This window comes from Bradyrhizobium sp. STM 3809 (assembly GCF_000239795.1).
Lineage (GTDB): Bacteria > Pseudomonadota > Alphaproteobacteria > Rhizobiales > Xanthobacteraceae > Bradyrhizobium.
The window spans coordinates 1-10984 of sequence record NZ_CAFJ01000197.1 but is presented as its reverse complement, the minus strand read 5'-3'; the positions used below and the strand labels follow the sequence as shown (position 1 = coordinate 10984).

The window sequence follows — 10984 nt, the reverse complement described above, 5'->3', positions numbered from 1 at the left end:
TGCCCTCGTGATTTCCGAGGGGGCGTCGAACCAGAAACCCGAGCGCCTTCGCGCCGCGGGAGGCACAGCCTCGTCTGCTGTCGCGACACACCCGTAAATGTCCGGGCCGCCGATCCCAACAATACGGGAGCGCGACCCTTGCGCCGAAAGGTTTTGGTTAATTTTGCCCTGCTACGACTCGCACATTGTTCTCAGACAGTGGATTCGGGACCTCCCATGGCTTTCTTCTCCGGCAAGTCGGCTGATCGCACGCACAACCTTCTGATGGCCGAGCTGTTCGAACGCCATCGCGACGCCATCCTGGTGATGTCCGAGGGCAAGATCATCGCCTGCAACGAGACTGCGGTCCGTTTCGGCGGTTTCCGCAGCAAGCAGGACCTGCTGTCGCGCTCGCCGGCGACGATGGCGCCGGAGGTGCAGCCCAACGGCAAGCGCTCCGCCGACATGGTCAAGGAGATGGACGCCAAGGCCAAGCGCGAAGGCCATGCGAGCTTCGAATGGACCACCAAGCGCGCCGACGGCAGCCCGGCGCTGGTGCAGATCACCTTGGTGCCGACCACGATCGAGGGGCAGACCTACGTCTTCAGCTTCCGCCGCGACCTGTCCGACCTGGTCGCCGCGCGCGAGGAGAAGAAGCGCGTGCTCGACCGTATCGCCAAGGATTTCGAAACCTCGGTCGGTGCCATCGCCAACGCCATCTCCGGCGCCTCGCGTGACGTGGAGACCACCGCGGCGTCGCTGACCACCACCGCCGACCAGGCCGCGCAGCGCGTGGCGCTGGTCGCCCAGGCGTCCAACTCCGCGTCCTCCAACGTGCAGTCGGTGGCCGGCGCGACCGAGGAGCTGTCGAGTTCGGTCAGCGAGATCAACCGCCAGGTCGCCACCTCCTCGACCATCGCCGCCGAGGCGGTCGAGGCGTCGTCGCGCACCAATGATCTCGTCAACAGCCTGGCGGATGCCGCCGCCAAGATCGGCGCCGTCACCGACATGATCAACGCGATCGCCAGCCAGACCAACCTGCTGGCGCTGAACGCCACAATCGAGGCGGCGCGCGCCGGCGATGCCGGCCGCGGCTTTGCCGTCGTCGCCTCGGAGGTGAAGAGCCTGTCGAGCCAGACCGCCAAGGCGACCGACGAGATCTCGGCGCATATCAGCGCGATGCAGCGCGCCACCAGCGACACGGTGGCGGCGATCCAGGGCATCGGCGGCACCATCGGCCAGATCAGCGAGATTGCCAAGACCATCGCGACGGCGGTCGACCAGCAGGGCCACGCGACGCAGGAGATCGCCCGCTCGGTGAGCCAGGCCGCCAGCGGCACCCGCGAGGTCGCCACCAATATCGGCTCGGTCAGCCAGACGGTGGAGTCCGCCGGCGGCGCCGCGCGGCAGATGCTGGGTGCCGCCGGGCAACTTGCCAGGCACGCCGACGATCTCCGCAGCAAGGTGAAGGACTTCTTGACCGCCGTGCAGGCGGCGTAGGTTGCGATCGCAGGCTGGCGGGTCCGCGATCAGACCGGCTCCGTGACGATGTCGAGGAGCAGCTGTTTGAAACGTGGATAGGAATCTCAAACCGACGCTGTTCGAGCAGCGGTTGATCCGCTGTGATGTTGTACAGCGCTCGGTGTGAGTTGGCAGGCCACCAGCCTCACCCACCGCCGTCATCCCGGGCAAGCCGCAGCGGCGCAAAGCGCCGCGGAGGCGCCGACCCGGGATCCATACGCCGCAGCAGATGTGGTGAGGCGAGATCGGAGTTGCGCGCGTGCGGCCACACGCGATCCTGTGGTTATGGATCCCCGCTTTCGCGGGGATGACGACTGAGAGTGAGGCGCCCGCGGTGGTCTCTGCTGAAAGGCAGGGGGAAAGGGTTACGTCGGCGACACCGCCGGCTTGCGCCCGTAGATCGCATCTGCCCGCTTCTCGAACGCCGCCGACATGCGCGCGAAGATGGTGTCGAACATCGAGCCCATCAGCATCGCCAGCATGCGGCTCTTGAACTCATACGCAATGAAGAACGTCACCTCGCAGGCGCCCTCGCCCCTTGGCTCGAAGCTCCAGCGGTTTTCAAGGCTCGAGAACGGCCCGCTGACATACTCGACCAGGATGTTGCGCTTGGCGCGATCGAGCGTGACGCGGCTGGTGAAGGTCTCCTTGACCAGCTTGAACGACACCGTCATGTCGGCGACGACGACCTCGGTGCCGTCGGGCTTCGGATTGCGCTGGCGCACCACCAGCCGTTCGCACAACGGCACGAACTCGGGGTAACGCTCGACATCGGCGACGAGGTCGAACATCTGCTCGGCCGTGTGCGGCACGCGCCGCTTGTTGGAGAATCTCGGCATCTCGTCTCGATCAGCGCGCAAGCGCGTCGCGCGCGGCCTTCAGCTTGGCGAAGTCGTCGCCGGCATGGTGCGAGGAGCGCGTGAGCGGGCTCGCCGACACCATCAGGAAGCCCTTGGTGTAGGCGACGGTCTCGTAGTTGGAGAACTCCTCCGGCGTGACGTAGTTCATCACGGCGTGGTGCTTCCTGGTCGGCTGCAGATACTGCCCGATGGTCAGGAAATCGACCTCGGCCGAGCGCAGATCGTCCATCACCTGCAGCACCTCGTGGCGCTGCTCGCCGAGTCCGACCATGATGCCGGACTTGGTGAAGATGGTCGGATCGATCTCCTTGATCCGCTGCAGCAGCCGGATCGAGTGGAAGTAGCGCGCGCCGGGACGGACCGAGAGGTAGCGCGACGGCACGGTCTCGAGATTATGGTTGAAGACATCGGGCTTGGCGGCGACGACCTGCTCCAGCGCGCCATCCTTGCGCAGGAAGTCGGGCGTCAGCACCTCGATCGTGGTGGTCGGGCACTTCGCGCGGATGGCGCGGATGGTCGCGGCGATATGCGCGGCGCCGCCATCGGCGAGATCGTCGCGGTCGACCGAGGTGACGACGACATGGGTCAGGCCGAGCTTGAAGGTCGCTTCCGCAACGTGCTCCGGCTCGCCGGCGTCGAGCGCGGCCGGCATGCCGGTCTTGACGTTGCAGAAGGCGCAGGCCCGGGTGCAGGTGTCGCCCATGATCATGAAGGTGGCGTGCTTCTTGTCCCAGCACTCGCCGATGTTCGGGCAGCCGGCCTCCTCGCACACGGTGACGAGGCCGTTCTCGCGCACGATGTTGCGGGTGTCGGCATAGCCGCGGGTGGTCGGCGCCTTGACGCGGATCCAGGCCGGCTTGGCCGGCGAGACCGAGTCCGGCCGGTTCACCTTCTCGGGGTGACGGGGGCGCAGCGGCGTGTTCGCGTTGATGTCGACGATGGTGACCATGGGACCCAGCAAATCTCTGTTGCGCCCTAGCTATTCCGTGGCGGGCTGCGCCGCAACCGGCTGGCCGAGGATACCAGGGCATGGCAGATATGGGCAGCGCCGGCGGGCGCTCATCCCGGCAGATTTTCTCGAGAATGGCGCAAAAACCGGCAAAAACTCCCGCAGTTTCACGGTCTCGGGCCCGAGGCGCGGGCAAGCGTCTGACGCGGGCGTTCTTCGCCCGCGACGTGCTCCAGGTGGCCCCCGAGCTGATCGGGGCGACGTTCCTCGTCGACGGTGTCGGCGGCGTGATCGTCGAGGTCGAGGCGTATCACCACACCGACCCGGCGGCGCATTCGTTCCGCGGCCCGACGCCGCGCAACCAGGTGATGTTCGGCCCGCCGGGCTTCGCCTATGTCTACCGCTCCTACGGCATCCATTGGTGCGTGAACTTCGTCTGCGAGCCGGAGGGCTCGGCCAGCGCGGTACTGATCCGGGCGATCGAGCCGACGCTGGGGACCGAGGAGATGAAGCGCCGCCGCGGACTGGAGGACGTGCGGATGCTGTGCTCCGGGCCGGGCAAGCTGACGGAGGCGATGGGCGTCACGATCGCGCACAACGGCCTGCCCCTCGATCAGCCTCCGATCGAGCTGTTCGCCCGATCAGGCGATGTCGAGGTCGTCACCGGCATCCGCATCGGCATCACAAAGGCGGTGGAGCTGCCCTGGCGCTTCGGCCTGAAGGGCTCGCGGTTCTTGAGCAAGCCGTTTCCGGGCTAACTGCTGGGGCGTCATTCCCGGATGGTCCGAAGGACCAGACCCGGAATCTCGAGATTCCGGGTTCGATGCTTCGCATCGCCCCGGAATGACGAAGGAAAGAGAACGTCTGTCAGACGCCCTGCAGCCGCGACAGCGCGTCCTGGAACTTGGCCTTGCGGGCCAGCGCCGCCTCGCGCTTCTCCTTCTCTTCCTCGACCAGCTCCTCCGGCGCGTTGGCGACGAACTTCTCGTTGCCCAGCTTCTTGTCGACGCGCTCGATATCGGCCTCGGCCTTGGCGATCTCCTTTCCGAGGCGGGTGCGCTCGGCGGCGAGATCAACGATGCCCTTGAGCGGCAGCGCGGCGACCTCGCCGCGCACGACGAGCTGGGCAGAGCCTTCTGGGGCCGTGTCGGCGAAGGTGAGATCGGAGATCTTCACCATGCGCTTGATGGCATCGAGCCAGCGCGGCGCCCGGGCCTTGGTCTCGGCGGATGCGCCGACCAGGACGAGCGGGATCTGGGTCGCGGGCGGGATGTTCATCTCGGCCCTGACGGAGCGGATCGAGCTCATGAGATCGACGACCCAGCCGATCTCGGCCTCGGCGGCCTCGTCCTTGAAGCTGGCGGCATCGAACGAGACCAGCACCGGCGGCACCAGCGGATCGCCGAAGCTCGCAGCCGATAGCGCGGCGATCTCGGCGACGGTCGGCGTGTCGACGCGATGCGGCCAGGGCGACAGCGTCAGCAATCCGTCGCGCTTGGCGGTCGACTCCCACAGCGCCTCGGTGATGAAGGGCATGAAGGGATGCAGCAGCTTAAGGATCTCGTCGCGCGCCCAGGCCACCATGGCCCGCGTCTCGGCCTTGGCCGGGCCGTCCTCGCCGAGCAGGGTCGGCTTCGACAGCTCAACATACCAGTCGCAATAGACGTCCCAGACGAAGCGGTAGATCGCGTTGGCCGCATCGTTGAACCGGTAGGCCTCCAGCGCCTCGGTGACCTCGCGCGTCGCCGCCGCCGCCTCGTGGGCGATCCAGCGGTTGAGCGGCTCCTTGGCCGAGGCCGGATCGAAACCGTCCGTCACCGCGCAGCCGTTCATCTCGGCGAAGCGGCTGGCGTTCCAGAGCTTGTTGGCGAACTTGCGGTAGCCGTCGACGCGCTGCGTCGACAGCTTGATGTCGCGGCCTTGGGCAGCCATCGCGGCGAGCGTGAAGCGCAGCGCGTCGGCGCCGTGCTCGTCGATCAGCGCGAGGGGATCAATGACGTTGCCCTTCGACTTCGACATCTTGGCGCCCTTCTCGTCGCGGACGAGCGCGTGGATGTAGACGGTCGAGAACGGCACCTCTTTCATGAAGTGCAGGCCCATCATCATCATGCGGGCGACCCAGAAGAAGATGATGTCGAAGCCCGTGACCAGCACGTTGGTCGGGTAGTAGCGCTTCACCTCGGGCGTGTCGTCGGGCCAGCCGAGCGTCGAGAACGGCCACAGCGCCGAGGAGAACCAGGTGTCGAGCACGTCCTCGTCGCGCGTGATGAAGCCCGCGCGCTTGTTGCGGTCGAGCGCCATCTCGCGGCCCTGCTCGGCCGTGATGACCTCCTGCTCGACGTAATAGGCGATGGCGTGGGAGACGGCCTCCTCCTCGGTCTCGGCGACGAAGGCCTTGCCGTCCGGGCCGTACCAGGCCGGGATCTGATGGCCCCACCACAGCTGGCGCGAGATGCACCAGGGCTGGATGTTCTCCATCCAGTCGAAATAGGTCTTCTCCCAGTTGCGCGGCACGAACGTCGTCGCGCCGGAGCGGACGGCGGCGATCGCCGGCTGCGCCAGCGTCTTGGCGTCGACGTACCACTGGTCGGTCAGGTACGGCTCGATCACGACGCCGGAGCGATCGCCATGCGGCACCATGTGCGTGTTCGGCTCGACGCGCTCGAGGAAGCCGAACGCCTCCAGCCGCTCCAGGATTTTCTTGCGCGCGGCGAAGCGCTCGACGCCGTGGAACTCCCTGGCGAACTCCTCGGAGCCCTCGGGCAGGCCGCGCAGATAGTCCTCGTTGTCGACCAGCGCGATGCAGCCCTCGCGGTCGAGGATGCTGATCTGCGGCAGGCCATGGCGTCGGCCGACCTCGAAATCGTTGAAGTCGTGCGCCGGCGTGATCTTGACCGCGCCGGTGCCCTTCTCCGGATCGGAATAGGTGTCGGCGACGATCGGGATCTCGCGCCCGACCAAGGGCAGGATCACCCGCTTGCCGACGAGATGCTGGTAGCGCTCGTCGTCGGGATGCACGGCCACGGCGCTGTCGCCGAGCATGGTCTCGGGACGGGTGGTGGCGACGACGATGAAGCTCGCGGGATCCTCCGGGCTGAAGGTCTTGCCTTCGATCGGATAGCGCAGGTACCAGAGGTTGCCCTTGACCTCGATCTGCTGGACCTCGAGGTCGGAGATCGCGGTCAGGAGCTTCGGGTCCCAGTTGACCAGCCGCTTGTCCTTATAGATCAGGCCGGCGCGGTGCAGTTCGACGAACACCTTCACGACGGCCTTGGACAGGCCCTCGTCCATGGTGAAGCGCTCGCGGCCCCAGTCGCAGGAGGCGCCGAGGCGCTTGAGCTGGTTGATGATGGTGCCGCCGCTCTCGTCCTTCCACTGCCAGACGCGGGCGAGGAACTTCTCGCGGCCCATCGCGCGGCGGCCCGGCTGCTGGCGCTCCATCAGCTGGCGCTCGACCACCATCTGGGTGGCGATGCCCGCGTGGTCGGTGCCGGGCTGCCACAGCACGTCGCGGCCGCGCATGCGCTCGAACCGGCACAGGATGTCCTGCAGGGTGTTGTTGAGCGCGTGCCCCATGTGCAACGAGCCGGTCACGTTCGGCGGCGGGATGACGATCGTGAAGGGATCGGCACCGCGGCGGTCGGGGCGGCCGGCGGAGAATGCGCGGGCATCCTCCCAGATCAGGGACATGCGCCCTTCGAGGTCGGCGGGCTGATAATTCTTCTCGATCATGACATTTCCGGCGGGCGCAGCGCCGCCGTCCAATTCGGTCTATCGCGGAACTCGTCCGGGTCTTTGGTCGCGACCTGAAAAAGCTCCCGCAAGCTGTTGGGGCTCGGGCTCTTTTTGCACTGATGTCCGGCCGGCGGCCGCGCCCGGTGGGAGCCCGCGCCCGTCCACCCGGCCGACATCAGCTTGAATGGGCTAGAAAGCCGCCGCAGCCCGCCAAGTCAACAGCAGCGGCTCATATCGATCGAGGAACGGCAGCCGCAGCGGCGACCTTCCGGCCAAGCCGAACTGGGTCGCAGGCTTCAGCGGCCGCGCGAGACGCGCTCGATCTCTGCCTTGACGATCCGCTCGACCAGGGCCGGCAGGTTGTCGTCCAGCCAGGACTTGAGCATCGGGCGCAGCATCTCCTTGACGAGATCCTCGAGCGTCCGGGCGTTGTTGCTCAGCACCGTATTGGCGAGTGCGTTGAAGGCCGATTCGACCGCGTTGACCGTCGACGGCGCCATGATCGGCTGCCGCGGCGCGGCGGACTCGAACGAGGATTCGAAGCTGGCGCTCTTCTGGTTGAGCCGCCCGGACTCGATGAACTCGATGTCGTCCTGCGGATCCACCTTGCGGAAGGATGCGGCGGCCGGTGCGTGAGATGGAGCGGGAGCAGGAGTCGGTGGTGCCACGGCCATGTCGTCCGTCAACTCGAGTACTTCTGGTTCCGGCTCGGGCTCCGGCTGCGCCGGCTGAGCCTGTACGGCCGGACTCGTGTCATCCAAACCCGCCAGCAATGCGTCAATGTCGTCCTGGCTGTTGCTGGCCGCTGCCGGCGGCGGCGCCGGTGCCGGCTTCGGAGCGGCTGCCGCAATCTTGGAGGGCGGGATGTCGTTCATGACCGGCTTTGGTGCCGGCGCGGGCGCTGCAGCAGCAGGCTTCTCGGCCTTGGCAGGCTCCGGGGCAGCCGCCTTCTCCGCGGCCTGCGGCTTGCCCTCGTCGTCGGCAATGATGCGCCGGATCGACGCCAGAATCTCCTCCATGGAGGGTTCTTGGACCTTCGCAGGCTGCGTCATTTCCGACTCCAAATCAGCAACGCTGCCGAACGGGCCGGCTTGGCGCCACAGTCACGGGCGCCAGATCCAAGAGGCTCGGACTTCTCAACGAACATGCCGACTTGTCTCCGGACCAGGCCCTAATCGATGCAGAACAACAGAACGATACTGGCCAGATCGGAGTCTATTCTTGGATGAACATCCGACGTAGTCCGAATCGTTCGGCGGCCATTTTGAGGCTATGTCATGGCAACAAATGAATGCAAGCAACGCCGGCCGCGAACCGGTGGAGCACGGAGCTCGCCCCTCAAGCGCCGTGCATTCATCACAACCACAGCATGTGCCATAAAAAAATCCCCCGGCCAAGGACCGAGGGATCTGCCTTGATATTAAGGTTTTACTAACGGCCATCCGGCGTCCGTACACCCGCCCAGCTGTCGCGGATCTGCTGGTAATGCACGCTGGGATCGTAGGTCGTCGTCGGCAGGTTCAGCACCTGCGGCGAGAGCCGTCCGACGGTCTGCAACACGGAATAGGACGCCACGACCCGATCATGCTGGGCCGTCACCAGCGACACCCGCGCGTTGACCAGGGCCTGCTGAGCATTGAGGACGTCAAGGGTGGTGCGCTGACCAGCCTTGGCCTCCTCGCGAACGCCGTTGAGGGCGATCTCAGAGGCCGAGACCTGGGCTTGTGCGGACTGCACCTGGGCCTTGCCAGCAAGCAGCTTGCCCCAGGCGGATACCACATCGGAACGGGCCTGATCGCGGGTCTGTTCGAGCGCCAGGCGCTGCTGCGCCAGCGTCTCCTTCGACTGCCGAATCAAGGAGTATTCCGCGCCGCCCTGGTAGATCGGAACGTTGAGCTGTGCCGTCGCGGCCGCGTTGAAGGCGCGATAGGATGTCAGGGCCGTTTCATACGACTGCGTCGCCGAAGCCTGGAGCGTCACGGTTGGCAGCAGCGCGCCTTCCTTGATTTTGACGTCCAGGTACTGCACGTCGATCCCGTACATCGCCGCCGTCACGCTCGGGCTTTCCGTCAGCGCCGTCTCGATCGACTGCTGCAACGTCGGCGGAAGATACCGATCCACCGGCGATCCCGGAGCCAAATTCTCGGGATCGTTGCCGATGATGCGTCGGAAGTTCGAACGCGTTGCGGTGAGGTTCGCCTCCGCCGTGAGCTGCTGGGTACGACCAGCCGCGAGCTGGGCCTCGGATTGCGCCACGTCCGTTCGGGTGACTTCGCCGACGTTGAAGCGGTCGCGGGTCTGCTTGAGCGTCTGCTCGAGCACGCGCGTATTGCTGCGCTGGACTTCGACGATCGCCGCGTCCCGCAGGTAGTCCATGTAGATCGTCGCGGCCTGCAACAGAACCTGCTGCTCCAGGACCCGAAGGGCTTCGCGCTGGCCCGACACGTTGGCCTCAGCCTTGCGAACGCCGTTCGCGGTCTGTTGCCCGTTATAGAGTGTCTGGTTGACCGTCAGACCGACGCTACGCGGGCGCTGCGCACCGCTCACCGGCGGACCGTCGGGGATCGTCTTCGCGTCGGTGTAGGAGTATCCGGCCGACGCCGTCAGATTGACCTTGGGCCGGTATCCCGACAGAGCCTGGGGGACGCCTTCGTCGACAGAACGCACCTGAGCCCGCGTCGCGTTCAGTTGCGGGTTGTTCTGATAAGCGCGCACAAGCGCAGCCTCGATCGTGTCGGCCAGCACAGGCGCCGGGCCTGCACAAGCCATCACGAGAACCGCAGCCGCCGCCGCGGTAACGAGCTTCACCCCAAACATCCCTGTTCCATTCTTTCGTTACCGGCTCGAACGCCAGAGCCGGGCCGTAACCGATTGAAGAGACTCCCGCGCACCTCGCACCTTATTCCCCATGCAAGCGCAACGGAACCACCCTCACCTGGAACTCATGCTGAAATCTCTCCACGTGCAGCATCCGGGCCACACTCCTGATTTGACACAGAATTTCGACGACCCGAAGCCACGAAGAGGACTCAGCACAGCCGCCTTGCGCAGGCGGTTACCCGCGCGCAGCGATTTCACTGGGATTGTCGAAGCGCCCTGAAAATCAGAACACGAACTCGGGGACCCGTTCGAGACCGGGAACAACCGGCGCCGCGGCATCGAACAACACCCTGCTGCCGACGTCACCATGGGATCGCGTAAAGATCATGGCGCGGGCGGGTCGGTTCTTCGCAAACACGCCGACCAGGCGGCCACCTTCCTTCAACTGGTGACAAAGCCCGTCGACGGCGATCTCGGTGGCGCCGTTCAGCAGAATCACGTCGAAGCGGCCATCGGCCGGATCACCCTGCACCGACGGTGCGACGCGAATCGTGACCGGGCAGCCGGCAGCGCCGGCCAGCAATTGCTTGGCGCGCCCCTCCAGGGCCGGATCCACCTCGGTCGCGGTCACGCTGCCGGCGAGCTTGGCCGCCAGCGCCGCAAGATAGCCGGTCGCGCAGCCGACGACGAGCACGTCATCCGTCGGCTTGATCTCTGCGGCCTGCAGCAGCTTGCCGGTCAGCATCGGCTTGATCAGGAATCGCTTCGTCGCACCGGCGTCGGACACGTCGAGGTCCAGATCGAGGTAGGCGAGCGCCTGACGGTCCGCGGGGACATAGGCCTCCCGCGGCACGGTCAGCAACGCATCCAGCACGCGGTGGTCGGTGACGTCATTGGTCCGAACCTGACCATCGACCATTTTCTGACGCGCCGTCGCGAATGAAGACATGAGCAGACCTGCAAGCAAAGCGGATGGACCGCGAACGATCTGCGCAACCTTTTGGTACAAGGCTTCCGAAAAGGCAACACGCGGTTCAACCGGATGCGCGCCCAGGTCCCTGGACTGCTGCAAGCGCTGCGCGGACGACCGACTACTCGATCACAACGGCCAGCCGGCCGA

At 66.0% G+C, this 10984-nt stretch carries 8 protein-coding genes; 2 read left to right on the top strand and 6 right to left on the bottom strand.

Annotated elements, in window-relative coordinates; genetic code table 11:
• Positions 1 to 216 precede the first annotated feature (216 nt).
• Positions 217 to 1479: a methyl-accepting chemotaxis protein gene (locus BRAS3809_RS10915; protein WP_008962152.1), complete on the top strand. Its 1263-nt coding sequence runs from the start codon at positions 217 to 219 to the stop codon at positions 1477 to 1479.
• Positions 1480 to 1865: 386 nt separating this feature from the next.
• Here the strand turns inward: BRAS3809_RS10915 and BRAS3809_RS10910 are convergent, their stop codons facing one another.
• Positions 1866 to 2339, bottom strand: coding sequence for a type II toxin-antitoxin system RatA family toxin (locus BRAS3809_RS10910; protein ID WP_008962151.1), 474 nt, complete (start codon positions 2337 to 2339; stop codon positions 1866 to 1868).
• 10 nt (positions 2340 to 2349) lie between these two features.
• Positions 2350 to 3309 carry a lipoyl synthase gene (gene lipA / locus BRAS3809_RS10905; RefSeq protein ID WP_008962150.1) on the bottom strand — a complete coding sequence of 320 codons (960 nt, stop codon included), beginning with the start codon at positions 3307 to 3309 and terminating at the stop codon, positions 2350 to 2352.
• Between the two features lie 134 nt (positions 3310 to 3443).
• Between lipA and BRAS3809_RS10900 the strand changes: the two genes are divergently transcribed.
• On the top strand, positions 3444 to 4067 hold the full coding sequence (locus BRAS3809_RS10900) for a DNA-3-methyladenine glycosylase (protein WP_035656031.1): 624 nt from the start codon (positions 3444 to 3446) through the stop codon (positions 4065 to 4067).
• Positions 4068 to 4176: 109 nt separating this feature from the next.
• Here the strand turns inward: BRAS3809_RS10900 and BRAS3809_RS10895 are convergent, their stop codons facing one another.
• The 4 genes from BRAS3809_RS10895 to BRAS3809_RS10880 form a co-directional block, all read right to left on the bottom strand.
• Entirely contained in the window at positions 4177 to 7041 is a 2865-nt protein-coding gene (locus BRAS3809_RS10895) for a valine--tRNA ligase (protein ID WP_008962148.1), read from the bottom strand.
• A 299-nt stretch (positions 7042 to 7340) separates the two neighbouring features.
• Entirely contained in the window at positions 7341 to 8096 is a 756-nt protein-coding gene (locus tag BRAS3809_RS10890) for a PopZ family protein (RefSeq protein ID WP_008962147.1), read from the bottom strand.
• 379 nt (positions 8097 to 8475) lie between these two features.
• Complete coding sequence (locus BRAS3809_RS10885; RefSeq protein WP_008962146.1) at positions 8476 to 9861, bottom strand: TolC family outer membrane protein; 1386 nt, start codon at positions 9859 to 9861, stop codon at positions 8476 to 8478.
• Between the two features lie 286 nt (positions 9862 to 10147).
• On the bottom strand, positions 10148 to 10813 hold the full coding sequence (locus tag BRAS3809_RS10880) for a protein-L-isoaspartate O-methyltransferase family protein (RefSeq protein ID WP_008962145.1): 666 nt from the start codon (positions 10811 to 10813) through the stop codon (positions 10148 to 10150).
• Between the last annotated feature and the right edge of the window lie 171 nt (positions 10814 to 10984).

Bases quoted from the DNA above. Each gene is read 5' to 3' on its own strand.
- BRAS3809_RS10915 (WP_008962152.1), top strand. From the start codon at position 217: ATGGCTTTCTTCTCCGGCAAGTCGGCTGATCGCACGCACAACCTTCTG.
- BRAS3809_RS10910 (WP_008962151.1), bottom strand. From the start codon at position 2,339: ATGCCGAGATTCTCCAACAAGCGGCGCGTGCCGCACACGGCCGAGCAG.
- lipA (WP_008962150.1), bottom strand. From the start codon at position 3,309: ATGGTCACCATCGTCGACATCAACGCGAACACGCCGCTGCGCCCCCGT.
- BRAS3809_RS10900 (WP_035656031.1), top strand. From the start codon at position 3,444: ATGGCGCAAAAACCGGCAAAAACTCCCGCAGTTTCACGGTCTCGGGCC.
- BRAS3809_RS10895 (WP_008962148.1), bottom strand. From the start codon at position 7,041: ATGATCGAGAAGAATTATCAGCCCGCCGACCTCGAAGGGCGCATGTCC.
- BRAS3809_RS10890 (WP_008962147.1), bottom strand. From the start codon at position 8,096: ATGACGCAGCCTGCGAAGGTCCAAGAACCCTCCATGGAGGAGATTCTG.
- BRAS3809_RS10885 (WP_008962146.1), bottom strand. From the start codon at position 9,861: ATGTTTGGGGTGAAGCTCGTTACCGCGGCGGCGGCTGCGGTTCTCGTG.
- BRAS3809_RS10880 (WP_008962145.1), bottom strand. From the start codon at position 10,813: ATGTCTTCATTCGCGACGGCGCGTCAGAAAATGGTCGATGGTCAGGTT.